The 26799-nt window shown below is 35.7% G+C and carries 27 protein-coding genes and 1 other annotated feature (1 of these 28 only partly in view); of the genes, 19 read left to right on the forward strand and 8 right to left on the reverse strand.

Annotated features, from left to right (window positions below; translation table 11 throughout):
* Window positions 1–76 precede the first annotated feature (76 nt).
* From H1D32_RS06105 to murC, 8 genes are all read left to right on the forward strand, one after another.
* A complete protein-coding gene (locus H1D32_RS06105) occupies window positions 77–613 on the forward strand; it encodes a GNAT family N-acetyltransferase (RefSeq protein ID WP_261177319.1) in 537 nt (178 codons plus the stop codon).
* 102 nt (window positions 614–715) lie between these two features.
* Window positions 716–1021 carry a hypothetical protein gene (locus tag H1D32_RS06110; protein WP_261177320.1) on the forward strand — a complete coding sequence of 102 codons (306 nt, stop codon included), beginning with the start codon at window positions 716–718 and terminating at the stop codon, window positions 1019–1021.
* Between the two features lie 27 nt (window positions 1022–1048).
* The gene (locus H1D32_RS06115) at window positions 1049–1195 is read left to right on the forward strand and encodes a hypothetical protein (protein ID WP_261177322.1); all 147 of its coding nucleotides are present in this window, start codon (window positions 1049–1051) and stop codon (window positions 1193–1195) included.
* Window positions 1196–1573: 378 nt separating this feature from the next.
* Window positions 1574–2539 carry a mechanosensitive ion channel family protein gene (locus tag H1D32_RS06120; protein ID WP_261177323.1) on the forward strand — a complete coding sequence of 322 codons (966 nt, stop codon included), beginning with the start codon at window positions 1574–1576 and terminating at the stop codon, window positions 2537–2539.
* 164 nt (window positions 2540–2703) lie between these two features.
* Window positions 2704–3279: a hypothetical protein gene (locus tag H1D32_RS06125; RefSeq protein WP_261177324.1), complete on the forward strand. Its 576-nt coding sequence runs from the start codon at window positions 2704–2706 to the stop codon at window positions 3277–3279.
* Between the two features lie 193 nt (window positions 3280–3472).
* Window positions 3473–3997, forward strand: a complete 525-nt coding sequence (locus tag H1D32_RS06130) for an RNA polymerase sigma factor (RefSeq protein WP_261177325.1) — start codon at window positions 3473–3475, stop codon at window positions 3995–3997.
* Window positions 3978–5630: a hypothetical protein gene (locus H1D32_RS06135; protein WP_261177326.1), complete on the forward strand. Its 1653-nt coding sequence runs from the start codon at window positions 3978–3980 to the stop codon at window positions 5628–5630. Before H1D32_RS06130 ends, H1D32_RS06135 begins: the two co-directional genes overlap by 20 nt.
* A gap of 361 nt (window positions 5631–5991) precedes the next feature.
* A complete protein-coding gene (gene murC / locus H1D32_RS06140) occupies window positions 5992–7287 on the forward strand; it encodes a UDP-N-acetylmuramate--L-alanine ligase (RefSeq protein ID WP_261177328.1) in 1296 nt (431 codons plus the stop codon).
* A 279-nt stretch (window positions 7288–7566) separates the two neighbouring features.
* On the opposite strand, the gene H1D32_RS06145 is transcribed toward murC, so the two are convergent.
* Complete coding sequence (locus tag H1D32_RS06145; protein WP_261177330.1) at window positions 7567–8682, reverse strand: aminopeptidase; 1116 nt, start codon at window positions 8680–8682, stop codon at window positions 7567–7569.
* A gap of 251 nt (window positions 8683–8933) precedes the next feature.
* Between H1D32_RS06145 and H1D32_RS06150 the strand changes: the two genes are divergently transcribed.
* The 3 genes from H1D32_RS06150 to ytxJ all read left to right on the forward strand — a co-directional run bounded on the left by H1D32_RS06150 (window position 8934) and on the right by ytxJ (window position 10504).
* The gene (locus H1D32_RS06150; RefSeq protein ID WP_261177332.1) at window positions 8934–9377 is read left to right on the forward strand and encodes a DUF948 domain-containing protein; all 444 of its coding nucleotides are present in this window, start codon (window positions 8934–8936) and stop codon (window positions 9375–9377) included.
* An 87-nt stretch (window positions 9378–9464) separates the two neighbouring features.
* Entirely contained in the window at window positions 9465–9935 is a 471-nt protein-coding gene (locus tag H1D32_RS06155; RefSeq protein WP_261177334.1) for a YtxH domain-containing protein, read from the forward strand.
* Between the two features lie 248 nt (window positions 9936–10183).
* Window positions 10184–10504: a bacillithiol system redox-active protein YtxJ gene (gene ytxJ / locus H1D32_RS06160; protein ID WP_261177336.1), complete on the forward strand. Its 321-nt coding sequence runs from the start codon at window positions 10184–10186 to the stop codon at window positions 10502–10504.
* A 90-nt stretch (window positions 10505–10594) separates the two neighbouring features.
* On the opposite strand, the gene H1D32_RS24890 is transcribed toward ytxJ, so the two are convergent.
* Genes H1D32_RS24890 through H1D32_RS24900 form a run of 3 tightly spaced genes read right to left on the reverse strand, consistent with a single transcriptional unit; the run spans window position 10595 to window position 12748 of the window.
* On the reverse strand, window positions 10595–11134 hold the full coding sequence (locus tag H1D32_RS24890; protein WP_314733356.1) for a hypothetical protein: 540 nt from the start codon (window positions 11132–11134) through the stop codon (window positions 10595–10597).
* A 44-nt stretch (window positions 11135–11178) separates the two neighbouring features.
* The gene (locus H1D32_RS24895; RefSeq protein ID WP_314733357.1) at window positions 11179–12477 is read right to left on the reverse strand and encodes a cell division FtsA domain-containing protein; all 1299 of its coding nucleotides are present in this window, start codon (window positions 12475–12477) and stop codon (window positions 11179–11181) included.
* Window positions 12422–12748: a hypothetical protein gene (locus tag H1D32_RS24900; RefSeq protein WP_314733358.1), complete on the reverse strand. Its 327-nt coding sequence runs from the start codon at window positions 12746–12748 to the stop codon at window positions 12422–12424. Before H1D32_RS24900 ends, H1D32_RS24895 begins: the two co-directional genes overlap by 56 nt.
* A 223-nt stretch (window positions 12749–12971) precedes the next feature.
* Here H1D32_RS24900 and H1D32_RS06170 point away from each other — a divergent pair, with 223 nt between their 5' ends.
* From H1D32_RS06170 to H1D32_RS06200, 7 genes are all read left to right on the forward strand, one after another.
* On the forward strand, window positions 12972–14048 hold the full coding sequence (locus tag H1D32_RS06170) for a bifunctional 3-deoxy-7-phosphoheptulonate synthase/chorismate mutase (protein WP_261177337.1): 1077 nt from the start codon (window positions 12972–12974) through the stop codon (window positions 14046–14048).
* 191 nt (window positions 14049–14239) lie between these two features.
* A complete protein-coding gene (locus H1D32_RS06175) occupies window positions 14240–14494 on the forward strand; it encodes a hypothetical protein (RefSeq protein ID WP_261177338.1) in 255 nt (84 codons plus the stop codon).
* A gap of 49 nt (window positions 14495–14543) precedes the next feature.
* Window positions 14544–14798 (forward strand): hypothetical protein, encoded by a 255-nt coding sequence (locus H1D32_RS06180; RefSeq protein WP_261177339.1) that lies wholly within the window; start codon window positions 14544–14546, stop codon window positions 14796–14798.
* Window positions 14799–15043: 245 nt separating this feature from the next.
* On the forward strand, window positions 15044–16042 hold the full coding sequence (gene ccpA, locus H1D32_RS06185; RefSeq protein ID WP_261177343.1) for a catabolite control protein A: 999 nt from the start codon (window positions 15044–15046) through the stop codon (window positions 16040–16042).
* Window positions 16043–16082: 40 nt separating this feature from the next.
* A complete protein-coding gene (gene motP / locus H1D32_RS06190; RefSeq protein ID WP_261177345.1) occupies window positions 16083–16898 on the forward strand; it encodes a flagellar motor protein MotP in 816 nt (271 codons plus the stop codon).
* Entirely contained in the window at window positions 16888–17655 is a 768-nt protein-coding gene (motS, locus tag H1D32_RS06195) for a flagellar motor protein MotS (protein WP_261177347.1), read from the forward strand. The genes motP and motS overlap by 11 nt, the downstream gene beginning before the upstream one ends.
* 261 nt (window positions 17656–17916) lie before the next feature.
* Window positions 17917–18612 (forward strand): 5'-methylthioadenosine/adenosylhomocysteine nucleosidase, encoded by a 696-nt coding sequence (locus H1D32_RS06200; protein WP_261177349.1) that lies wholly within the window; start codon window positions 17917–17919, stop codon window positions 18610–18612.
* A 201-nt stretch (window positions 18613–18813) separates the two neighbouring features.
* On the opposite strand, the gene H1D32_RS06205 is transcribed toward H1D32_RS06200, so the two are convergent.
* The 3 genes from H1D32_RS06205 to H1D32_RS06215 all read right to left on the reverse strand — a co-directional run bounded on the left by H1D32_RS06205 (window position 18814) and on the right by H1D32_RS06215 (window position 21554).
* Window positions 18814–19992 (reverse strand): acetoin utilization protein AcuC, encoded by a 1179-nt coding sequence (locus H1D32_RS06205; RefSeq protein ID WP_261177351.1) that lies wholly within the window; start codon window positions 19990–19992, stop codon window positions 18814–18816.
* The gene (locus H1D32_RS06210) at window positions 19989–20633 is read right to left on the reverse strand and encodes an acetoin utilization AcuB family protein (RefSeq protein WP_261177352.1); all 645 of its coding nucleotides are present in this window, start codon (window positions 20631–20633) and stop codon (window positions 19989–19991) included. Before H1D32_RS06210 ends, H1D32_RS06205 begins: the two co-directional genes overlap by 4 nt.
* A gap of 288 nt (window positions 20634–20921) precedes the next feature.
* A complete protein-coding gene (locus H1D32_RS06215; protein ID WP_261177353.1) occupies window positions 20922–21554 on the reverse strand; it encodes a GNAT family N-acetyltransferase in 633 nt (210 codons plus the stop codon).
* Window positions 21555–21753: 199 nt separating this feature from the next.
* Between H1D32_RS06215 and acsA the strand changes: the two genes are divergently transcribed.
* A complete protein-coding gene (acsA, locus tag H1D32_RS06220; protein ID WP_261177357.1) occupies window positions 21754–23469 on the forward strand; it encodes an acetate--CoA ligase in 1716 nt (571 codons plus the stop codon).
* A gap of 79 nt (window positions 23470–23548) precedes the next feature.
* Here acsA and H1D32_RS06225 read toward each other — a convergent pair whose 3' ends face one another.
* Window positions 23549–26377, reverse strand: coding sequence for a transglycosylase domain-containing protein (locus H1D32_RS06225; protein WP_261177367.1), 2829 nt, complete (start codon window positions 26375–26377; stop codon window positions 23549–23551).
* A gap of 314 nt (window positions 26378–26691) precedes the next feature.
* Window positions 26692–26799, forward strand: a binding site (T-box leader); it runs 120 nt beyond the window's last position.

Genomic DNA, 26799 nt, shown 5'->3' on the forward strand with positions numbered 1-26799 from the left:
TCATTAAAGCAACAAACTTTGAGAAAAAGACTTATCTAGAATTTTTTAAGAAGAATATAAGTTGGGAGAGAAAAAGATGTTTCCAAAATTAGAGACAGCTAGACTTATTTTGAGAGAAATTACTGAGTCAGATACAGAAGGAATTTTTAAATGCTTTTCTAACGATCTGGTTATTAAATACTATGGTCAGGATAGGCTGGAAAACGAGGCAGAGGCAACGGACTTTGTTAAATTTTTTGCGAAAAGTTATCAAGAAAAAAAGGGGATTAGGTGGGCAATTGTACGTAAGGATACGAATGAATTAATTGGTACTATTGGCTTTAATTCCTTATCATTAAAACATAAGCGGGCAGAGATTGGTTATGAACTGCACCCAAACCATTGGAGAAAAGGCTATGCAACAGAAGCAATAAAAAAAGTGCTTTCCTACGGCTTTCAAGAAATGGGACTTACACGAGTTGGTGCTGTCGTGTTTATTGAAAACACTGCATCAAATCGGTTATTACAAAGCTTAGGATTTGTAAGAGAAGGGGTGTTAAAACAATATATGTATCAAAATGGTGTCCCACACGACACAAATGTTTACGGGTACTTTAATGAACTTCGAGATTGATGTTTAAAGGTTTCATTATTAATTATTTACTTGAATTATTATTCATAATTATATATATTGATTTCAAGATTGTTTCCACATATTCGTAAAGAGGGTAGTTGAATGAGGCTTTTTAACCTAATCATTATTTTTCTATTAGCTTTGTCTTATCCTGAATATCTCAAAGATTATCATGATCAAAATTTAAGTATCGAAGCACAAGACCAAGATAATGATCTTTTTCTGCTTGGTTCTTCAAGTGATAACGAACACCATCATACTGGTTTTCGACAAAAAGATAACTATGCTAACACATTAGCTTTTCAGTTTGAGGAGAATTATCTATCATCTGCAATCTACTTGATCAAGAGGTTTGAGCTATTAATTGTAATTAAATATAATACATCTTTTTATACTGCTTCCTCTTAACCAATCTAGAGGAAGGGTGGGAGAAAGATGAACCATAATATTGAAGACAAAAAAGATTCTGAAGCAAAATTTTTTGTAAAAGAGTCATTAAATGGATTGCTAATTGGATTGCTCTTAATGATTTTTGTTTTTTTATTTGTGCATTTTGTTATCGGGATCAAAGCTTTTTCATAGGAACTGTTTCAAATGTTAGTTCTAACGTTCTTTACGCTCAAAAGCTTCACGCAAAGCGTGAAGAACCAATCATTCGCTTGGTTACGACCTAAAAGCAAATAGCAACAATCTTTTAGAAAAGAACGTATTAAATAGACTATCTATCAAATGAATAATTCTTAATGTGGTTGCCTTCGGGCGACCTTTTACTTTTCAAATACTTGAAAATAATAGATAATATACTGAAATACAATTTTATGAGGTAGAAAAAATGGAATTAATTGAAATATTAATAACCTTACCGATCTGGGTGGACATCGGCATTTCTTTGCTGATTTTAGTTTCTTTTTGCTATTAAGGAAGCTGTTTACGAAATATGTTTTTAAACTCATTTTAAGAATGGCCAAAAAGTCTCCAACAGCGTTTTTTACGACTATCTTTGTAGCTTTCGAAAAACCGTTAAGGTGGTTTTTTGTACTATTAGGTTTGTATTTAGCGATTATCAATCTCCCGTATGATCATGGGTATGAAGCACAGGTTATTCAAGTTTATCGCACGCTATTGATTGTCTTAATTACGTCAGGATTATATAACTTAGCTTCTTCAACGTCATTGTTATTTGAGAAATTCGGTGAAAAACTGCATGTCGAGGTTGATAAAATCCTAATTCCGATCTTTTCTAGAATTTTACGTTTTTTTATTGTTGCGATTAGTTTAAGTGTCATTGCTCAAGAGTGGAATTATGATATTAATGGATTTGTGGCTGGCCTTGGTCTGGGGGGGCTTGCTTTAGCATTTGCGGCTCAAGAAATGATTGAGGATTTCTTTGGTGGATTTATTATTATGACAGAAAAGCCTTTTACAATTGGTGATTGGATTAAGACAAAGGACGTTGAAGGGACAGTTGAAGAAATCAACTTTCGTAGTACGAGAATTCGTGCATTTCGTCAATCGATAGTAACTGTACCTAACTCTGCATTAGCAAATACAGCTATTTTAAACTGGACAAAGATGGGGAAACGACAAATTACGTTTCACATTGGGGTGGCATTAGGTACTACAAAAAATCAGCTGAAATCTTGTATTACCGAAATTGATCAGCTATTAAAAAGTCATCCTGAAATCCATCAAGAGACAATTTTTGTTCGTTTCGATGGATTTAACAAAAGTAGTCTAGATATTTTTTTATATTTCTTTACGAAAACAACTGACTGGGGCGAATACTTAGCAGTAAAAGAAGATATTAACTTAAAAATACTTGAGATCTTGCAAAAACAGGGCGTTTCAATTGCATTCCCATCTAGGAGTATTTACATTGAGAAAAACGCTAACAAGAAACCAGAAGCAATCGTAGAAAACTCGTAAAGCGGCTCTAGTGAGACCGCTTTTCTTCTATTTATTAGGGAAAGTGTCTCTATTAGTATGCTTGGATACTTGACTCAAAAAAGTTGGTAGCGAACAGCCATTTATTAACAAAAATTCACTAATTAATGTTAAAATTGATAGAAAAAAGTGAAAATTAGGTGGTAATGTTGACTGACGAACTCATGTTTAAGGTCTTTGGGCTATTTATTGTTGGTTTTACCTGGGGGATCATTACCCTGTATGAGGCGTTTCGGATTCAAAAACAAAAGGGAGTAGTTACTGAGTCAAGAATTGTGTTTATTACCTTGATCTTTATTTCCATTTTACAATTTCTGATGATGGAGCGTATGGATATTGATCCAATTCTTTGGTATGGGATGTTAGGTATAATTTTAATGATTGGCTTAGGACTTAGGGCTTATTTTGGTGGTAAAAAAGTGACAATTTATGAGACAACTAGCGAAGATGTTATTCCAATCCTAAAGAAAACATTAACAGATATGGAGATACCTTTTGAAGAAAAATCAGGCTTTCATAATGAAGAGACGGTATTTCACTTAGTAGAAGAACAGACAAAGATATCCGTAGAAGGTGGCATTCTTGGAGAAGAGAAGAAGGATTATCAACTAACGTTTAAAAAGGTGTGGCGATCGTATCGAATGGAGGAGCTTCAGTTGCACCTGATTGATGCCTATCGACAACAAAGGGAAGATAAGGTTTTTGGAAACAAATCATTCTAAATGTAACTCTTGGCCTTTTAATTATTGGTGGTTTAGGTTATTTCGCATGGAATACTAACATTATTTAAGGGAGATTTTACAGTAGTAACTTATTAGGTTGCTACTTTTTATTTTACATTTTATCTATTTTCTGCGACTTTTTCTTTTTCTTTTGCGTCTAAATAGAGAATTAATTAAGAAAGGAGAGGGAGCATTGTCTAAAAAGAAAAATGAGATCAGTGAATGGTATGTAGATCATAGTGAAGCTATTTTCAAATTTATCGTCATGATGATCCATGATTATCAAAAAGCAGAAGATTTAACACAGGAAACATTTATTAAGGCGTATAAGTTTTATGACTCCTTTCAACACAATTCTAGTCCAAAAACATGGCTTTTTCGAATTGCACATAATGTGACTGTTGACTATTTGCGAAAAAATAAACCGCTATTTTTCATTAAAAATTTATTTTTAACTATAGACGTCTCACCCTTACCTGAAGAGGTAGTTGAAATAAAAGAAGGCGTGAAAGAGATCTATAAACTCTTGCAATGCCTAAAATCTAGTTACCGTGAAGTTATTATTTTAAGAAAAATTAAGAGTTTTTCCATTAAAGAAACATCCGAAATTTTAGGCTGGTCTGAAAGTAAAGTTAAGTCGACATTGGCAAGAGCATTAGTAGAGTTTGAGGAAGTATTGCTGAAGGAGGGCTATGATTATGAGAAAAAAATGGGATGACCGTGGTTTTAATGAGTTGGATCAAACGATCTGGAGGCAAGAAAGAAAACAAAAAGGTCACCAAAAGCTGTTGGTGGAAATTGATAAAATGGAGAAAAGAACAGGATATAAACATATTTTTGTCTATGCAACCAGTCTGACGCTGTTTCTGATCGTCATTTTTGTTGGGTTTCAGTTCTTTATGAATGATGAACAAAGTCCTGCTGTTAGTTTGGAAGAGGAATTAGATAGTATTGAGGATAATGAGCCAGAAATTGTTCTTGAAGGTAAAGAAAAATTAAAATATTTCGGAACTATTGATGATGAAGAACACATGTTGTGGGCTATGACGGATCAAAATGTTATGTATTTTCTTCCAATGACTGGGAAATCAGATATTGATTTAATTCAACGCATAAACTTTCAGTATGAAGATTTAAATGGTTCTCTAGCACTTCAAACTGGGTTAAGACACGCTAGATCCGATATTCCCTTAAAGTCATATGAAATAAAGAATGGGCATTTACACTTATATTTTCAAAAAGAAGATTTAATGAATTTAAGAGGTTCAACAGGTTCTAGCATGGGATTTTTCACCATTCGTACGTTTGCCTCAAATTTTCGTGATCAAGTAACGCATTTTACAGCTTATGGGGATGGTGAGCCATTTTATCACGAGGGTGAAGGCTTTGGGATCATTGATGTACCGCTAAATACTAATATTGTGTATCTTCCTGTTCATTTAGAGAAAGGTATTTTTCTTCGACAATATTATCCTTCAATTGATACTATTGAAGAGGCCCTTGCTGAGTTCTTTAGTTATCATGAGCCTCTGATGACAGAATCAGCAATTGATTTATCGATAATTTCTTTAGAAAGTGTTGAGGAAAGCGGAGATAAAACGGTGATCCGTTTAATAGGTGATTTAGAAGATGCCTATGAAAAAAACCACATGGATAAAGAAAGTTTAAAGAATTTAATCATTCATGGGGTAGGAGCAAATCTTCGCGAAAAAACAGAACTGGAACAAGCAGAAATTTATTTAAATAAAGAATTATTGTTTAATGGAGTCCTAGATCATATTCGAATTAATAATTTTGATGAACTAGGACAACAACTATTAGAAACATCAATAGAAACGATGCTTACCACAAATGCAAATGCAATTCTTACTCACCTAGAAAATGAGTCCTGGGAATTGTTAATGAGGTCTGTTCATCCAGAAAAAGGCTTATTATTCTCACCATATGCCTATGTAGAGAAAGATAAGAATGTTACATTTACTAGGGAAGAGGTTGCAGCCTTTGCCACAAATGAAAATAAGTATGTATTTGGCCACCATTATGCTAAAGATGACTCTGTTTATGAAAATACACCAAAAGATTTTATTCGTTCGATCTTAATCAATTACGAGTATCTAAACAAGAAAGTATCATACAAGCTAACAACGTTTAATCAGACATATCAGCCAAGTGGCGGTATTATTAATAACCTTTCTAAAGCTTTTCCAGAGGGGAAATATGTTGAGTTTTTTGCTCCGCCACAAAGTGAAGAACAGGAACACCTTTGGCAAGCTCTGCGCTTTGTTTTTGAGGAAAGAGAGGATAAACGTTGGTATCTTGTTGCAATTGTAAGGGATGTTCATTCACCTTAATAGAAAAGGTAGCTACCTCGCTGTAGCTACCTTTTCTCATGAAGAATAAATTAGGACTAAATTACTTCTCATTTAATTACCCGAGGTTGGATAGAATAAAAAAGAACATTTTCCAATAGTAGATGAGTATGAGTATTAAGGCTGGTTTGCATTTTAACGTTTTTCTTGGTGATGAATTAGATTTTCTGTTATAATAATTCAGGATGTGTTCAAAAAAATAACATTTATACATATTAGGCATATACTTAATTGAGGTCGTAATACACGTTAAAAAAGCCAATATAATAACTACACGTTCCTAAAATGTTTGGATGCATAGCAACAATGAATAGGTTAATACAGAAGTGTGGAGGTCCAACGTATGACAGTCTACCATTTTATTGGAATTAAAGGGTCTGGAATGAGTGCCCTTGCTCAAGTGTTACATGATATGAAATTTAAGGTACAAGGTTCAGATATTGATAAAACCTTTTTTACCCAAAAACCCCTAGAAGAAAAGGGCATTGAAATATTTCCTTTTAACAGAGGGAATATTCAGGAAGGGCAAACTCTAATTGCCTCCCCTGCTTATAATGAGGAAAATGAAGAGATCTCCGAGGCTCTCGATAAATCAATGGATGTTCATAAATACCCATTGTTTTTAGGGCAATTTATTCAAAATTTTACTAGCGTAGCAGTAACCGGATCGCACGGGAAAACGTCAACCACTGGCCTTTTGTCTCACGTATTAGGAGCTGCAAAGCCTACATCTTTCCTGATCGGTGATGGTACGGGGAAGGGTGAAGAAAATAGTGAATATTTTGTATTCGAAGCTTGTGAATATCGTCGCCACTTTTTAAACTATAAGCCTGATTATGCGATTATGACAAATATCGACTTTGATCATCCTGATTATTTTTCGGATGTTAAAGATGTATTTTCAGCATTTCAAGAGATGGCAATGCAAGTGAAAAAAGCAATTATTGCATGTGGTGATGATGAGCACTTACAGAGCATTCAAGCGCAGGTTCCTGTTGTATTTTATGGATTGGACGATCATAATGATTTCCAAGGACAAAACATACAAGCAACAACTGAGGGTACTACGTTTGATGTTTTTGTTCGTAATACTTTTTACGGTTCATTTACAATCCCAGGATACGGTAACCACAATGTAAGAAATGCCTTAGCAGTAATTGCACTTTGTCATTATGAAGATGTACCGATCCAAATTATTGCAGATCAGCTGCGTTCATTTCAGGGCGTGAAACGTCGTTTTAGTGAGAAAATATTTGGTGAACAAGTATTAATTGATGATTACGCACATCATCCAACTGAAATTTCTGCAACGATAGAAGCGACTAAGCAAAAGTATCCACAACGTGAAGTTGTCGCTATTTTTCAACCACATACTTTTACAAGAACAAAGGCGTTTTTGGTTGAATTTGCTGAAAGTTTAAGTAAAGCAGATCAAGTGTATTTATGTGACATTTTTGCATCAGCTAGGGAAAATGGTGGTGCGTTAACAATTCAGGATCTGCAAAACTTAATCCCTAATGCAAAACTTATACAGGAAGATACAATCGACCAATTGAAACAACATGATTCAGGTGTATTGTTATTTATGGGTGCAGGTGACATTCAAAAATTCCAACAAGCATACGAAAATAAACGATAAAAGGATGACAATAGTCATCCTCTGGCTGTTGAGAAAGTCTCAACAGCTATTTTTATTTAATTCATTTTGATTGGTGTTTTCTAGTAAGACTGTTTTTTCTCAAAAACTTCACGCAAAGCGTGAAGAACCAACCCGTCTCTTGGTTACGACCTAAAAGCAAACATCTTTTTAACAGAAAGATAAAAATAAAAAAGTAGAATGTAAAATTACCTTCAGAAAGCTACGAAGCACTTCCCTAAGTAAATTCTACATTCTACATTTTACATTTTACATTCTACATTATTTTAAGTTTTCAGGATTTAGTCCCAGTAACTCATCAATGACAAATCGGCCGTCCTTACGGATGAGAACATCGTCAAAGTACATTTCGCCGCCACCGTATTCAGGACGTTGGATGTTAACGATATCCCAATGGATTGAAGAATGATTATCGTTAAACGCATCATCATAACATTGTCCAGGTGTAAAATGAAAACTACCGTCAATCTTCTCATCAAATAAGATATCCTTCATTGGATGTTGAATGTAAGGATTTACGCCGATTGCAAACTCACCAATATAACGTGCACCTTCATCGGTATCAAATATTTTATTCAATCTTTCCGTATCGTTAGCTGTAGCCTCAACTACTTTTCCATCTTTGAATGTAAGTTTAATGTTTTCAAATGTAAATCCTTGGTAAGGTGATGGTGTATTATAAGTAATTGTTCCATTTACTGAATTCTTGACAGGGGCTGTATATACTTCCCCATCAGGTATATTCATTTCTCCTGCACACTTAATTGCTGGAATATCTTTAATAGAAAATGTCAGATCAGTGCCTTCACCAGTAATCCGGACCTTATCTGTTTTGTTCATCAACTCAACTAATGTATCCATAGCTTTATCCATTTTTCCATAGTCTAAGTTACAGACATCAAAATAGAAGTTTTCAAACGCTTCTGTACTCATTCCTGCTAGTTGAGCCATTGACGCACTAGGATAGCGAAGCACTACCCACTTTGTTTTTGGAACGCGTATTTCTCTATGTACCTTTGTCCCAACAGTTTTTCCGTGTAAAGCCATCTTTTCAGAAGGAACATCTGATAATTCACTAATGTTATCTCCAGCACGAAGTCCGATATAGGCATCCATTTTTTTCATGACTGTTGCTTCAAACTCAGCAATAAGATTCATTTGGTCTTCATTTGCATTTAGTAACAAAGCACGGTCTACCTCATGATCCTTAAGTGAAACAAAGGGATTACCACCAGCTTTGTAGGCTTCATCAACAAGGGCTTTTACAAGCTCTTTTTGGAGTCCGAAATTCTCAATTAATACATTCTCACCTTTTTGTAGCCTAACTGAGTAATTAATTAAATTTCTAGCTAGTATTTGAATTCTTGGGTCTCTCATAAAAAATCCTCCTAATGAATAATTCATATATAAAAATAGTTTAACCTTAACTACAGGCTTACGTCTATTTTAAGTAAATTTTATTCTCAATAATATTTAAAGGATATGTAGATACTTTGTAGAATAGTTAAAGAAATGCTAAAATAAAAGGGAAATTAAGGGTTTAAAACTTTGGTAGTAAAACTTTTAATAGGTTTCATAATTTTAGGACAAGGGTATAAAGTTATATCAGTTACCAAGGAGGTGACAAAATGGAGATCATCTTATATTTAAGCATCGCGCTAGTAGCGGTAGCTTTTAGTGTACTAGTTATTTATGTTGCAAAAACTTTAACTGCCGTACAAAAAACCTTACTTAATGTTGCTAACACTATGGAAGGCTTAAATAAACAAATGGACGGACTTACAAGAGAAACAACTGAACTATTACATAAAACGAATCAATTAGCTGAAGATATTCAGGAAAAATCCAAATCCTTAAATACGGTGTTTGATTCCGTTAAGGAGCTGGGTGGTTCATTAAGTGGACTAAATCGATCAATCCGTAAAGTATCTGATACGGTTGCAAAAACAACGGACCAACAAAGCGAGAATATTGCTCAAACTGTACAATGGGGTAATGTCCTTATTGATTTGTATTCAAAGTGGAAAGCTAAAAAGGAAGCAGAGCAAAAAAAGACAGACCTCAATTGTTAAGTGAAAGTATAGGCAATCTACAATTGTACTAACACCATTTGCCTATTTTTGAATAAACATTAATGTAGATAAGGGAGGAAGAGAATAATGAGTAATGATAACAACATGAATACAAAAGATTTTTTAATTGGCGCTTTAGTTGGAGGGTTAGTAGGTGCTGCCTCTGCTTTACTATTAGCACCTAAATCAGGCAAAGAGTTAAGAGAAGATTTAAACAATCAAGCTCTTACAGCCAAAGAAAAGACTTCAGGATTTACACAAACAGCCTTAGAAAAAGGTAGTCAATATGCACATATTGCAAAAGAGAAGTCAACAACTATTGCAAAAACTGTTTCTGAGCAATCTTCACAATTAGTAGATCGAGTAAAAGAATTAACTGACAGTGTAAGAAGAGATGTAGAGGAGTTAAGCCAATCGGCAGACGATCTTACAGCGAATTTTGAGGAAGCAGGTATTGAAATCGCTAATACTGTAAAAGCTGAAGTAGCAGAACTTCATGAGGAAATTCTACAAGATGAAAAGGTTAGCGAAGAAGAAGTAGCTCCTACAAGAGCTTAGTTTAAACCGTAGAGTTTTAGAAAATAAAGGCTAGCCCTATAAAGGGAAGCCTTTATTTTATGTAAAGACTCTAAACAGTGTGGCTTTATGAACAACAGTTCAATAAATTCTGCGTTAACAACCTTCTAATGAAGATTGTTGCTATTAGCTTTTAGGTCGTAACCAAGCAAATGCTTGGTTACGACCTAAAAGCAACAAAGTTTACGAAAACAGCTTATGTAAAAAATTCATCAATAAGGAGTATAGTTATGGCACTTGAAAAATTAACAGTAATCGATGAATTAGTTAAGGTAATCGAAGAAAAGGACAAGGTGCTCTTTTTAAAGAACAGTACAACTTGCCCAATTAGTCATGAAGCATTTCGACAGTATGAGAAATTCGCAAATGAGATGGAAGAGAACATGTATTATCTGAACGTTCAAGAAGCTAGATCATTTTCTAATGAGATCGCTGAAAGATTTAATGTAAAACACGAAAGTCCCCAAGTACTGCTCTTTAAAAATGGTGAAGTAACTTGGCATGCTTCCCATTGGGAGATCACTACGAAAAAGCTCAAGGAGCAGTACTGAGTTATTTTTATGATGTATCGCTTTCTGAAAACAAATACATGTAATCCCTCAAAACTCAATTACGGAAAAAGTAAAAGCTAGGATACCATCCTAGCTTTTTACTTTTTCCACCCACTTTATTTCCAAATGATCGCCTGTATGAATAGGGGTCGAAAAAGTGGCATTCGTCTCGTTTTGCAATATTTTAATTGTTTTATTTTCTTGGGCAGTAAAATTATAATCAATAAAGCGAAAAATATCTTGAAAAATAAAAGGATGTTTTTGCTTCATAGTTACTGTTAGAGTGTCTCCAGAGTGAATAGGGCTTTGTAAATTTAATTGCTCAACTCCTCGTTTAACTTCTACTAAGGGTCTAGAAATTAACACTGGCATTCCATTAAAGTTTACAGTAATAGATTGAACGAATGGTATTTCTTCTTGGGTGAGTAGGTTCTGAACTGTAAATGGTTGTTGGAGAGAACTATTGATGACAATAGTATCTCCACTTTTTACTGCAGAAGATGCCTTTGCCTTCATTCCATTCTTATAAATAACACTTTCGTCTACAATGGAGACAGTTTTCCCATTTAATTTTACAACAAGCGGCTTAATATAGTGTATAAGATCGTATAGCTCTAATCCAGCTAACACACTCTCAATAGTGTCTGAAGTTTCAAGGAAAAGCTCATCTCGGTCTAGAATTGAATCTGATAATGAACCTTCTTGCCGTTTTTTATTACCGAAGCTGGAAGACTATAATTTCGCCCATTAATTATGATTGTTTTACTAGGTAAGGAATCGAAGACATCCCCAACTATAGCTTCAGCATTCTTTCCATCGGCGCCAATTTGAACAAATATTGTATCGCCGTTTCTAACTGGCATATCTAATGAACAGGATTGTCCATTTTTTTCGAGTCTTGGTGCTTTCCCGTGTTCACCAGGGATAGTGATTAATCGGTTATTCACTTTTACCATGATCGCTAAACCTGGCTTTCCATAGAGTTTTGATATTTCAATTCCAGCTGCTAGTAATCCGTCCCCAACCGTTAATTGTTTAATATCAAAGAGGCGAATGGTTTGATCATTTACTTTGACACTTAGATATTCAACTGGGCTTTCTTTGGCCGCTATAGCTATTCCAATGGGTGTTACAAGTTCTGGTCCAGCTTTAACGTTTTCAGTGAGTTTTAGTGACTTAATAGCGTCGATTCCACGAATAGCAACCCGGTTTTCTGGTAGTTGCAAACATTTCGCAAGGACTTTTGCTAAGTTGGGCGTCATTGACCCACCACCAACTAACATCACTGCTTTAGGTGGTTTTTTATTAAGATTTAGGATCTCTGTTGTAATACTTTTCGCGAGATTTTCAATAGCAGGTAAAATTAATTCTATGACTTCCTGGCTTTTATAAACAGTTTCAAAGCCTAGGATGTCTTTAATTACGACTTCATCGTTTGTGTATAGCTGTCTTTTTACAATTTCTGCTTCGGGAAAATCGAGTAAAAAATGATCGCTAATCGCTTCGGTAATTTCATCTCCAGCAACCGGGACCATTCCGTAAGCTGTTATCGTTCCCGAATCGGTGATCGCAATATCAGACGTTCCTGCGCCTATATCAACAAGAGCTACGTTTAAGCGCCGCATTGTTGGAGGAATTAAGACATTAATAGCTGCTATTGGCTCTAAAGTTAAGGCTTCAAGCTCTAGGCCAGCTCGGTTCAAGGCGGCTAGTAAAGAATCCACAACAACTTTCGGTAAGAATGTCGCAATAACCTCAACTGCTGCAACATAACCACTTTGATCAACAAGACTACCAATCTCTTCACCATCGAGTTGATAAGATAGAACCGAATAACCTACGCAAAAGTAATTAATACTGTCATGCCCTTCATATTCTAAGGCAATTTCATATTGTGCTTTTGTACAGCGCTTAGCTCTAAGTGTAAAATGTCTTGGTGTTCGAAGATCGGCTTTTTGTAATATCGACTTCAACTTTTGCCCGTTTTGTTTTTAATGAGCGTCCTGCAGCAGCAACACAAACTTTATGTAAAGACCCATGTTTTTCTTCTAATTTTTGTTTAATCGAAGATATGACTTTAGTGACAGCAATAACATTATGAATTTGACCATCAACCATTGAGCGCTCGTCATGTTCTTGAATGACCATATCGAGTATTTCGTAGTTTGTCTCATTGTTTTTTAAAAGAAGACCTACGACTGAGCGCGTTCCAATATCTAGTCCAAAAATCGGTGGTTGCTCCATTTGAACACCTTCTTTATCGGATGAAATTTATTTTAAGTAGGAATATATAATAAAAAGTCATAATTTTCAGCAACTATTTCACTTTAACACTTAAAAGCGTTTAATTATTAAAGAAAAAAGTCGTGACAAGTTTTGTATAATCGTTTATAATAATCCCTAACTTATAAGAAATGTATCATATTTTTATAAACATTTAAATAACTAAACGAGGAGTGGAGTAAGAATGGGTAACGAACAGTTAGAAGAGCTGAGAGGTAAATTAGACGAGGTAAACCTTAAGTTATTAGATACTATTAATGAAAGAGCAAAATTAGTTCAGGAAATTGGGAAAGTGAAAAGTAGCCAAGGGGTTAATCGCTTCGATCCTGTTCGTGAACGCAAAATGTTAGACTTGATTGCTGTAAACAATGAAGGTCCATTTGAAACGGCTACATTACAGCATTTATTCAAGCAAATTTTTAAAGCAAGCTTAGAGCTTCAAGAAGACGATAATCGTAAAGCTCTTTTAGTTTCCAGAAAAAAGCATCCTGAAGATACTATCGTTAATATTAAAGGCGAAACAATTGGAGATGGCAAGCAACGTTTAATTTGTGGCCCATGCTCAGTAGAGAGTTATGAGCAAGTTGCAAGTGTTGCTAAAGTATTAAAAGAACAAGGTCTCAAACTTTTACGTGGTGGTGCGTTCAAACCAAGAACCTCTCCATATGACTTCCAAGGTCTTGGACTTGAAGGTCTTCAAATTCTTAAGCGTGTAGCAGATGAATACGATATGGCTGTTATAAGTGAAATTGTTGATCCTAAAGATATTGAGGCAGCAGTTGAATATATTGATGTTATTCAAATTGGAGCCAGAAATATGCAGAACTTTGAATTGTTAAAAGCAGCAGGGTCAGTCAATAAACCGGTACTATTAAAACGTGGCTTATCAGCAACAATTGAAGAGTTCATTAATGCAGCAGAATATATTATTTCTAAAGGGAACGGAAACATTATTCTGTGTGAGCGTGGAATTCGTACTTATGAAAAAGCTACGCGTAACACACTAGATATTTCTGCTGTTCCAATTTTAAAGCAAGAGACACACTTACCGGTTGTCGTTGATGTAACACACTCTACTGGACGCCGTGATTTGCTTCTACCTACTGCAAAAGCTGCATTAGCGATTGGCGCAGATGCGGTAATGGCAGAAGTTCATCCAGATCCTGCAGTGGCCCTATCCGATTCAGCGCAACAAATGGATTTTGCTCAATTTGACAAATTTATTGGCGATTTACGCGAATCAGGGCTCTACAAACTTTAAGATTTAGAAACCTTCTACATTCAATGTGGGAGGTTTCTTAGTTTTGACTGTAGAGGTTTAAGTTGTTTTTCATTGCTTCTAAGCATTATTTTCATTAACTCAACACTCAACACTCAATCACTCAAAACTATAAAGTATAGTTCCCCAGATGTGGAGATATCCTAACAAAAAATGGGTTAGGAGTTGAAGTGATGAAGGGAAGTTATTTAACGTTTATTCTAATAGTATTGGCCTGCAGTGGCTGTAATGGGGGCAATTTTCAAGGTCAAATGGATACTCCTCTAGAATACTCTCAGTTTACAGAACCAGTTGTAAATGAGTATGAATATAAGCAACTTATTGGTTTCTTATACGAAGCAGAACTTATGATGCGAAAGCCTATTGAAGAGGCAACAATGAATGCTGATGGAATAAAGTATTCTCAGCACCAATTCAAACGAAAATGATTTGTTTAATTACTATCAAACATACTTATCAAATGAGCTAGCAGAGACAATGTCTAGAAAAGTAAGTGATTTAAGTATAAGTGAAGATTATCAATATTTAGCTTTATCAAATGATGATATTGAGTGGTTTAGTATATACGATGCAGATCCTAATTCTATTAAGGTCATTCAGCATACAACTGTTCAAAGTGTCGTTGAAATGGATTTAAAAGAAAATCCTAATACTCGAATCCAATACACGATTATGAAAAATAGGTTAGGAGAAAATCCTAAAATCGTTCAAAAAACAGTTCTTTATAATTAGTTTCAGTTTTTTGAGATGGCGCAAAAGAAATATCCTTTGATTAAAATTAGTGTACAATAACTTATAAGGCTATTTAGGAGAAAAAAATCGACAAAACTGTGTAGAATAGTTTAAATATATTAGGTTTTTGTCGATATAAGAATCGAAAGTAATTGAAGACCTCCTAAATGTGTCGTATGATAGGATTAAAATCACGAAAAAATGAAAACCATTTTATGGAAATTATAGAGGAGGCTTTATGTAAAGTGAATACAACGATATATGATGTAGCAAGAGAAGCAGGAGTGTCAATGGCAACAGTTTCACGTGTAGTAAATGGAAACCCAAATGTCAAACCGACAACAAGGAAAAAGGTACTAGAAGCAATTGAAAGATTAGGTTATCGTCCGAATGCAGTAGCTCGTGGTTTGGCAAGCAAACGAACAACAACTGTCGGAGTTATCATACCTGATATTTCAAGTATCTTCTTTGCAGAATTGGCGAGAGGAATTGAAGATATTGCAACTATGTATAAATATAACATTATCCTGTGTAATTCTGATCAAAATAAAGAAAAAGAAATCCACCTCATTAATACGTTGTTAGAGAAACAAGTGGATGGAATTGTTTTCATGGGTGGGCAAATAACAGATGATCATGTAGAAGAGTTTAAGCGTTCGCCTGTACCAATTGTTTTGTCAGCAACAATTGATCAGAAAAAAGAATTTCCATCGGTTAATATTAACTATGAACAAGCTGCGTACGATGCAGTCAAATTCTTAATAGATAATGGCCATACTAAGATCGGAATGCTAACGGGTTCGTTGGAAGACCCAGTAAATGGTTATCAAAAATATGCTGGGTTTAGAAAAGCACTTGAAGATGCAAATATTACTTTTAATGAAGATTATGTGGTTGTAGGTGACTATACATACGATTCAGGAATCGAGGCAATGGAAAAATTCCTTGAATTGAGTGAGCGTCCAACAGCAATATTTGCAGGAACAGATGAAATGGCATTAGGAATTATTCATGGCGCACAGGACAAGGGATTAAATGTACCTGAAGACATAGAAGTAATTGGATTTGATAACACACGATTAGCTGCAATGGTTCGCCCAACGCTAACATCAGTGGTTCAACCGATGTATGATATTGGAGCTGTTTCAATGCGTTTACTAACAAAGTATATGAACAAAGAAGAAGTATCAGACGAAGTGGTCTTGCTACCACATCGAATTGAGTTTAGAAATTCTACAAAATAAATAAAAAGAGAAGCTATGCATCGCAGTTAGGGAGAGGGTTATGAAAAGATTTGATTTGTTGACACCAATTGGGATATTTTTAGGTTTAACGATGGTTTTGTTTGCTATTTACAGTAGTAGTAAAAGCTTAGATGGTGTAATCTATTTTATCCAGGCAGCATCAGTCTTTGTTGTATTTGGTGGTTTAATAGCAGCGCTGTTAATTAACTTCACATTACCAGAGATTAAACTAGTCCCTAAAGTTTTTAAGGAAGCATTTCGTGAAGATCGTCAAAATCTACCGACTTTAATAAATACATTTGTGGAGCTTTCAACTAAGGCTAGAAGAGAAGGGTTATTAGCGCTTGAATCTACTTTAGATGAAGTTGATGATCCATTTATTAAAAAAGGCGTTTTGCTTGCCGTAGATGGAATTGAACCCGATATTATTAAAGACATTATGATGGCAGAAGTAGTCGCCATGGAAGAACGACATCGTAAGGGACGAGCTATTATTGAAAAGTGTGGAGAATATGCTCCCGCTTGGGGGATGATTGGTACCCTTGTAGGATTAGTGTTAATGTTACAAAATTTAAATGACCCAGCTACTTTAGGTCCAAATATGGCGATTGCTTTGTTGACTACTCTATATGGGTCTTTACTTGCTAACTTGGTTTTTATTCCTATGGCTAGTAAACTAGCAAATAAGACTGAAGAAGAAGTATTCGTGAAACAAATTATCGTCGAAGGTGTTATTGGTGTTCAATCTGGTCAAAATCCAAAAATCTTAGAAGAAAAACTTAGTGCCTTCCTACCTGAAAATGGCAAGAAAAATATTGAAATAGAAGGAGAAGGAGTAGTAGTTGATGGAGCGTAGAAGACAACCTAAACAAGAGAAGGGTGCTCCAAAATGGATGGTAACTTTTTCAGATCTAATGACTCTTATCCTAGTATTCTTTATTCTTCTATTCTCTATGTCAGTAGTAGATGCAACAAAATTTCGAGCTGTAGCGGATTCGTTTCAAAATAGGGCTATTTTTGATTTTTATCCTTCAATAATCCCATTTGATAGCTTAAATGAAGACAATGATGTTAAGGAAAAAACGAAGGATAATGTTCATGACCCGTTAAGAGATGTTAACAATCAAGAAAAAGACAGTAATCAAGAACTAGATCGACTTCTACAGGAAGTCCAAGAGTTTTTAGTCGAGAATCAGTTGCATGATGTGATTTCAGCTTTTAGAGATGATCGTGGCGTTGTGCTTGTCTTACAGGAACGAACACTATTTGAATCAGGAGAAGCCCAGATACTAGATGGTGCAAAACCATTTTTAATAAAAGTGGGGACCTTATTGGAACACATTCCTAATCTAGTAAAAGTCGAAGGTCATACTGACAGTCGTCCAATTAGTACCTTTCGTTATCCTTCAAACTGGGAGTTATCTGGCGCTCGCGCTAGTAGTGTTATACGTTTCCTTATTGATGAAAATAAGATCGAACCTTACCGTTTCCTTGCAGTAGGATATGGAGATACAAGACCTATAGTTCCTAATACAACATCTGAAAACCTTCAAAAAAATAGACGTGTCGTAATCGTTATTACTGACCCTAATAACCCGCAAAGTGATCTTTAGTAAATTCTCTTTTTTCCTTCCTTAGTAAATAGGTAGAAAAGGTACTTTCGACTAAAACATCTATGACGATACCAGCCTTACTTTAAAAACCTGGGAAATCCTTCCTAGGTTTTCTTTTATATAATAAAACTGTACAATAATAAAGAATGTAAAATGTGAAATTGAGGATTATGTTAGTAAAGGCTATGAAGCATACACATACTTCAGTAATTCTACACTCTATATTCTGAACTTTACATTGATTTTGAAAGGATGTAGTAAATGATAATCGGAATTATTGGTGCAATGGATGAGGAAATTAAATTATTGAAGGAAAATATAGAGATTGAGGAAGAGGTTGTTAAAGCAACTATCACGTTTTATGTAGGGACACTTCATGGGAAAGAAGTGGTTATTTGTAAGTCAGGTGTCGGTAAAGTTAATGCGGCTATTACAACACAACTTCTGGTCGACCATTTTTCTGTTTCTAAACTAATATTCACTGGAGTAGCAGGGGCGGTTGATCCAAATTTAAATATTGGTGATATCGTCATATCCACTAGTGCAATTCAACATGATTTAGATGCATCCGCCCTAGGATTTAAAAAAGGAGAAGTACCCATGTTTGCTTACTCCTCTGACTTTCCTGCAGATGAGTCTTTAATCAACCTTGCAAAAGATGCGGCAAAAGCTCTTGAAGGTGTGAATGTAATAAAAGGGAGAATATTGAGTGGCGACCAATTTATTGCTGATCACCAAAAGGTAGCAGAGTTAGGTGAGCTTTTTGAGGGGAAATGTGTTGAGATGGAAGGGGCTTCTGTTGCACATGTAGCAATGCTTAATAATATTCCTTTTGTCGTTATTCGTTCGATGTCAGATAAAGCAAATGGAGAAGCCAACGTCAATTTTGCAGAATTTACAAAACTTGCTTCAGAAAGATCCTTCTCAATTGTAAACTCAATGGTTGATAAAATGTAATTCATAGTTCATAGGAAAAAGCATCGGGATTGAATCCGATGCTTTTCTATTTAAAACTCACTTGTCATTACTAGCTAGTATAAAAACAACAATCTTTGAGAAAACAGCGTTAACAATATTTATTTCCAAGAAGGTCGGATCAATAAACTTAAAAATAAAAATGTTCAGATAATAAAATTTGCAAACGATCAATACAAATAACTATCCCAGTTGCTCCTTTCTTTTTTCTTTTTCATTTCTTAGGTGAGAAAGGGCTTTTTCAACAGTTAGGGCATTTTTTTCAGCAATTTCTTTATGACGTGGGATTTCAGGATAAATTGGTAAAATGTCTTCCCAGGTAGTTGGCAACTGAACTGGAGCTTTTTTTTGCCACTTTGTGTACCATTCTTTAGGAAGGGTGCCTCTAGCACTAGGGTTGTCAGTCATTTCAAGCCAAAGCATTGCCCACGCTCTTGGCACTACTCGCCAAATATCGTAGCCACCGCCACCAACAGCAATCCATTTGCCACCACAAAATTCATGGGCAATTTCATGCGCTAACTTTGGAATTTCGCGATAGATTTCGATGGTTGAACAAAGGTGAGTAAGTGGATCATAGTAGTGAGAATCGGCTCCGTTTTGAGTAATGATAACATCAGGTTTGAAAAACTCAGCTACTTCTCTGAGCGATGTTCTATAGGCATGAAGCCAGGATTCATCTTCTGTAAACGCATCCACAGGAATGTTAACGGAATACCCGTAGCCCTTGCCACTACCACGCTCATTAATGTTACCGGTTCCCGGGAATAAAAAACGCCCTGTTTCATGAATGGATAAGGTGCAAACATCATTATCATCATAAAAAGCCCACTGAACACCATCTCCATGATGTGCATCAGTATCAACATATAACACTCTTGCATGGTAATTTTTGCGCATATATTCAATAGCGATAGAGCTATCATTGTAAATACAAAAACCGGAAGCTCGGCCCTTGAATCCATGATGCAGCCCACCACTTAAATTACATGCATGCAAGTATTTTCCTTGCATTACTAAGTCAACGGCAGTTAGTGTGCCACCTACTAGAAGTGCTGCTGCTTCGTGCATATTAGGAAACATTGGAGTATCATCTGTTCCTATACCGTAGTTTGTAGCAATGGATGGATGTAATTCGCCCATACCGGCAAGCTTAACAGCATTGACATAATCCTTATCATGAATTAAAAATAATTCTTCATCGGTTGCCATTCTAGGTGCAATAATATCATTGTTTTGAATTGCACCACTATATTTTAAGAGGTCAAAAGTTAAGTCAAGACGTTTTTGATTAAAGGGGTGGTCACTACTAAATCGATAGGTTTGCTGCTCTTGCGAATAGATAAAAGCAGCATTTTTCATGGTGTCATTCCTGGTAGGTTTGGCCAAAGGACTTTGTAGCCATTTTTTTCAATATCAGCAATCACACCCCGTGGATCCATCGTTTGTAACCGAAAAACAAGGACTTTATTTTGTAAATCTTCACATGGATAAACTAACACACTAGTAATGTTAATATTGCGTTTTTTAATTATCGTTGCAATTTCAGCGAGCATGCCAGCAATATTTTCAACACGAACTTCAACTTGAGAACTTGGCTGATGGGCTCCCATTAATTGGACAAGTGTGTGTAAAATATCAGTTTCTGTTATGATTCCTACTAATTTATAGTTTACCTCGATGGGAAGACATCCAATATTATGTTCATAAAAAATAGACGAGACATCTTCTACAAAATCAAGAGGATGAGCAGTTATGACATCTGACACCATGATTTTTGAAACTGGATTTGCGAAGTATTCCAAGTGTTCCTCAGTATCAAAAACCGAGGGCCTAGCGTCACGAATATCTCGATCTGAGATAATTCCTACTAGTTCCTCTTTTTCGTTAACGACAGGTAAATGGCGAACTCGATTTTTGTCCATAAGTTCATGCGCTTCTTTAATCGAGGCTGTATCGAGTATTTTTATGACGTTTCGTTTCATTATTTGTTCCACAATCATTTCTATCACTCCCCTAAAATGAGAAATTAACTATTATGTAGATTATAGAATAGAAGCGGGAAGCACTTCGAAGCGAGACGAACAGACTCTACATTCTACATTGTAAACAGCTTAGTATTAAGTAAATATTAAGATTTGACTCCTTATTTAGTAAGTAGTGTTCTTTTCTTACTTAATTTTATTGGTTGATATCTTCATCTAAGGTATTTTTATTTATTATTTAAGTTAAAAAGCAACAAGTTTTTTTGTGCGACGAGTAACCGCAGGAGCAATGTTTTAGAAAAGAGCTTAGTACATAAACCGGTTTTGAAAACGAATACGATCGAATCGTTGAATGGACTCTTGATCAATTCGCTTTCCGATCCTTACCATTAAGCAATTTGCAGGGTGGGAACAAATTTCAGGGTCATCTGTTGCAAACCAAACTAAGCCCCCAGCATTCATCATCTTTTCCATTACTTTGCGATAATCCCATATAGATAAGCCAGTTCCTTTTAAATCCCAATGCCAATAATATTCGGTAGTGATGGTAATATAGTCCTCCATGGCGTCGTCCATCATGGCAACCTTAAGCATATTCTTACCAACTTTAGCTCCACGGTAGGCAGCCGCCACTTCTATAGCTCCTAATTCTATTAAATTATCCATCTTTGCTTCAGACCATCTTTCTAGTTCGTCAGGATAAATAAAAGTAGCATACCCAACAATTACATCATGATCTCTAGCAATAATAATTCGGCCTTCTGGAAGATCGGCAATACTTAGTAGGGCTTTAAATTGTTTTTCAGGCGGTCTGAAGGCAACTAACCCTTCATGAAATCTATAAGCTTCTAGCTCCTTTGCAGCGATTGGTCCTTCTATAATCAACGTATGCTGACCTGTTTTCAATTCTAGTGCATTATAAGTTTTTTTATGGTTCATAAGCACACCACCTTTAAATAAAGATATAGTAGGAATAATTATTATTATACAATAAAAAAAAGGATTTTTTGCGATTTTAGAGAATTTATATCATAAAGACATTTAAAATTTTAATAATTGAGAAAATTCAAAAGTTATATTACAATTACCTTATTACTTCCAAATATTATAAATTAAAATAAAGGGGGACAAAGAAAAAATGCAAGTACAAGCGATTCCTGCAGTAAAAGGAGATTATCATTTAGAAGATTATAACAAAATAGTAGAGAATTTTGACTGGAGTCAAGTAGAGGAACAATTCTCATGGTACAAAACCGGAAAAATGAACATAGCATATGAGGCGATTGACCGTCATGCCCAAAGCGAAAAGAAAAATCAAGTTGCCCTCTATTATAAAGACGACACGAGACGTGAAAAATACACGTTTAAAGAAATGATGGAACTTACAAATAAAGCTGGTAATGTGTTAAGACAGCAAGGTGTTGAAAAAGGAGATCGTATATTTATCTTTATGCCAAGATCTCCAGAACTTTATTTTTGCTTATTAGGTGCGATCAAGCTTGGTGCAATTGTTGGTCCACTTTTTGAGGCGTTTATGGAAGCTGCTGTGTATGATCGACTAAATGACAGTCAAGCAAAAGTATTAGTAACAACTCCTGAATTAGTAGGACGTGTAGCTAGAGACAACTTACCTTCCCTAGAGAAAATTGTCCTAGTTGGCGATGGAGTAGTTGAAGATGATAAAACTGTAGATTTTGGCAAAGCGATTGAACAAGCCAGTAAGAAGTTAGAAATTGAATGGGTAGATCGAGAAGATGGGATGCTACTTCATTATACATCAGGTTCAACAGGTAAACCTAAAGGGGTATTGCATGTTCATAATGCTATGGTTCAGCAATATCAAACAGCAAAATGGGTCTTAGATTTAAAAGAGGACGATGTTTATTGGTGCACGGCAGATCCAGGTTGGGTAACTGGTACGGTTTATGGTGTTTTTGGGCCATGGTTACATGGCGCATCCAACGTAGTTAGAGGCGGGCGCTTCAATCCAGAGGATTGGTATAAAACGATTGAAGACTACGGAGTCACTGTCTGGTATAGTGCGCCTACTGCCTTTAGAATGTTAATGGGGATTGGTGAAGAGTTAATTCACCGTTTTGATCTAACATCACTTCGCCATATTTTGAGTGTTGGTGAACCGTTAAATCCTGAAGTAGTAAAATGGGGAGTTAAGGTATTTCACTTAAGAATTCACGATACATGGTGGATGACTGAAACCGGCTCAATGATGATTTGCAATTACGCATCATTACCGATAAAACCAGGATCAATGGGCAAACCGATTCCAGGTGTAGAAGCAGCTATCATTGATGATCATGGAAATGTTCTTCCACCAAATCGAATGGGGAATTTAGCCCTTAAAAAAGGCTGGCCGTCGATGATGCGTGCGATCTGGAACAATCCTCAAAAGTACTCAGAATATTTCACAGATAATGGCTGGTACATTTCAGGCGATTCTGCTTACATGGACGAAGAGGGGTACTTCTGGTTCCAGGGGAGAATTGATGATGTTATTAATACCTCTGGCGAGCGAGTTGGCCCATTTGAAGTTGAAAGCAAATTAGTGGAGCACCCAGCAATTGCAGAAGCAGGAGTAATTGGTATTCCTGATCCTGTAAGGGGCACAATTATTAAGGCGTTTATTTCCTTAAGGGAAGGATTTGAACAAAGCGAAGAGCTGAAAGAGGAAATTCGTCTTTTTGTGAAAAAAGAACTTTCGGCACATGCGACACCTCGACAAATAGAGTTTCGCGATAAGCTGCCAAAAACAAGAAGTGGTAAGATTATGAGGCGAGTATTAAAGGCGTGGGAATTAGATTTACCGACAGGTGATTTATCGACGATGGAAGATTAATAACACAGTGATTAGAAGAACATAACCTAATTTTAAAAAAGCTTCCGCTAAACTTTAGCGGAAGCTTTTTCTACTTTCATTAATCGTTGCCACTCTCATCATCATCACCATTGCTAGGTTTCGGTGGCTTTGGTATTTTCGGTGGTTTTGGTTCTTCGTTATCCTTTGGATCAGGTTTCTCTTCTTCCTTTGGAATCTCTTTTACCCATCCTCCAGTTGTCACAATATTTGAAGGCTTCGACTCTCTTCCAGCGGCATCAACAGCAGTAATATAGTAAGCGAATGGGTTTTTATCTACATTAAAAACAAATTGCTCATCTGACCTAACGCTTCTTAACGTAGTAAATGTTTCACTACCATTAGGTGCACGGTAGATACGATAACCTACGATATCGTTGTCATTATGTTCTGTCCATGAGAGCTTATTGCCACTAATTGCAACATTGGTTAGAGCACTAGGTGTTTTCCCATTATTTTCAACTTCTTTGCTAGGAATTAAATCTTTAAACTTTTCTAGTAATTTTTCTGCAACCTTTTCATCCTCTAGTATTTCTTCTTTGATTGACACACCATTTCTTACAAATTCTGATGGTGTTTGATCTAGTGCAATAAACGGTTCGCCTTTCACGATTACATATTTCACTCGTTCTAAGCTATCATCAACTTTCGTTGGTACAAATTTAGCATTAAATAAATCAGTTCGAACAAATCCTGCTTCACGGCAAAGATCAGAAGCTAAAAGTCCAGATATTCCACAGAAAGATTGACGTACAATTCCACTAGGCATTTTAAACGGATCTTTTGGAGCAATAAATTCAGGATTAACGTCAAAAGCACTATTTGCAAGATGTGCCCAGATGCGTTGTGAAAAATATCCGATACCTCTACCATCGAATCTAGTTGGCAGGGAAGCCTCGGTATCATAACCAATCCAGACTCCAAGAGTAAAGTTTGGATTATATCCGACAAACCATGAATCTCTTGTCCCATTGGTTGTACCAGTTTTTCCAGCAACGTCTGAATTAAACTTAAGCATACCAGGTAGAGCAGCTGCTGTTCCTCCGCCCTTTAATACATCGCGAAGCATATCAGTAATTAAATAAGATGTCTGTGCAGAAAAGACTTCTACAGGTTCAGCTTCGTGTTGGTAAATAACTTCGCCATCTTTTGTTTCTACTTTTTCAATCATATACGACTGAATGTAATTCCCACTATTAGCAAATGTTGCATATGCAGCTGTATTTTGCTCGACAGTAAGACCAGCGTTTCCACCGATAGAAGCCCCTTCAGTTGGTTCTTCAAAAATGCCCATGGCATGAAGTTTTTCTCGAGATACTTCTCTTGGTACCAAATTATAACTCTTTACAGCCGGGACATTCCTTGAACGGACCATTGATTCTCTTACAGTAATTAACCCAGCCCAGTCTTTATCAAAGTTAGATACTTCTTGTTGTGGTGGTGCTAAGTAATGGTATTTCGTGTCAGGAATAATATGCCCAGGCTGAACAAGTCCTAATTCTATTGCTGGAGCGTAAGCAAGGATTGGTTTCATCGTTGACCCGTTTTGTCTATTTGCTTGAGTAGCTCTATTAAATTCTTCGCCTTCGTTCAAATATCTGCCACCAACAAAACTGATGATAGCTCCTGTCTTGTTTTCAATTAAAACGGCTCCGACTTCAACCTTTTGGTTTGCATGGTTTCTTGTATTTGGAAAAAGTGCGTCATTTTTCGCAACTACTTGATGAGCGTCATAAATATCTTTATCGATTGTTGTATAAATTTTATAACCATTACGTTTTAAATCGCGGCCGGCTAAAGCCGTGTAACGAGCTTGTAGAGACTTTCTTTCTTCACTATCTTCAATCTCACTAAGCACAATACCATCTTTCTCTAATAAATGATCGGCTATTATTTTTACCGCACGATGGTTAATAATTTCAGCAGTTAAATAAGGATATTCCTCTTTACTTTCAGGAGTTGGCTCGGCCAAATTTGCAAGGATGTCATATTTTAATGCCTTTTTGTATTCAGACTCAGTAATATAGCCTTTGTCCCTCATTCTAGTAAGAACTGTTTTCATTCGATTTAAGCCTGGGGTTATATCATTTTTTATTGTAGGCTTACTATCTCTGCGAATGAAAGGTGTGTACCCAAATGGACTTTGTGGTAGACCAGCAATGTAGGCACTTTGTGGAAGATTTAAATCTTTTGCATCTACCCCAAAAATTCCTTGTGCTGCTGATTGAACCCCCGCAATGTTCCAACCATTTGCATTTCTGCCAAAAGGAACAATGTTTAAGTAAGCTTCTAAAATTTCTTCTTTGTCAAAGAAATTTTCAAGACGCATAGCCAGTAAAATTTCTTTTGCTTTACGTTCAAAAGAAACCTCGTTTGTTAGTATTTGATTTTTGATTAATTGTTGAGTTAAAGTACTACCACCTGTTTGAACGGATGAGTTGGTAAATTCCTGAAAAGTTGCTCGCATGATCGCTTTAGGAACAATACCGTTGTGTTCAAAGAAATATTCGTCTTCTGTGGCAATAACTGCATTAATTAAGTGCTCTGATACTTCGTCTAATTTAATCTCTCTACGTTGTATATCAGAACGAACCTCTCCAAGTAATTGACCATCTCGAAAATATATTTCAGAAACCTCTTCATAGTCATAAATATCTTTTATCATTTCCTCTTTACTTCTAATAGGTTCGTCTTTCACCAATGAGGCAAAATAGCCAGCACCAGCTGCACTTACAAATAAAGCAACTGAAGTAAAAATAATAAAGAAGATAAGGACTAAATTCCAAACAACTTGATATGTGATTCTAAAGCATTTAAGTAACTTTATTTTTTTTATAAAATTATTAAATGAATGTAATGTTACTCGTTTGCTAGAGCGCTTATTATCCATGTTCATACTACCCCCTATTTAATCACATTCTATTATAGCATATATAGTAACTTTATGGGGATGGGGAATAGCGTTACCTTTATATAGTAACTCTTTTTTGATGATTTCGTAAATTTACGCTTCTTGAAAGCATCCCGATAAGTGTGAATAGCCATGGCTATAATCAAATGATAGTAGTTACCAGGTTTTAGAAAATGTCTTTTTGATAGAGCATTTAGTTCGCAACCAATTTCTCTTTGTAAAAAGCATTAAGAAAAGTAGATTGACATTAGGTAGATTTTTTGATAAAAATGAACCAATAATAAAATTAAAATAAAAAAGCTATGAATGGAAAACAGTAATATGCAATTCCCTGTTTAAGAGAGCTGGTGGTAGCTGCAAACCAGTACAAAATTGTGTGTGAATTACCTCCAAGAGCTTCC

The sequence above is a fragment of the Anaerobacillus sp. CMMVII genome, assembly GCF_025377685.1.
In the GTDB taxonomy this organism is placed as follows: domain Bacteria; phylum Bacillota; class Bacilli; order Bacillales; family Anaerobacillaceae; genus Anaerobacillus.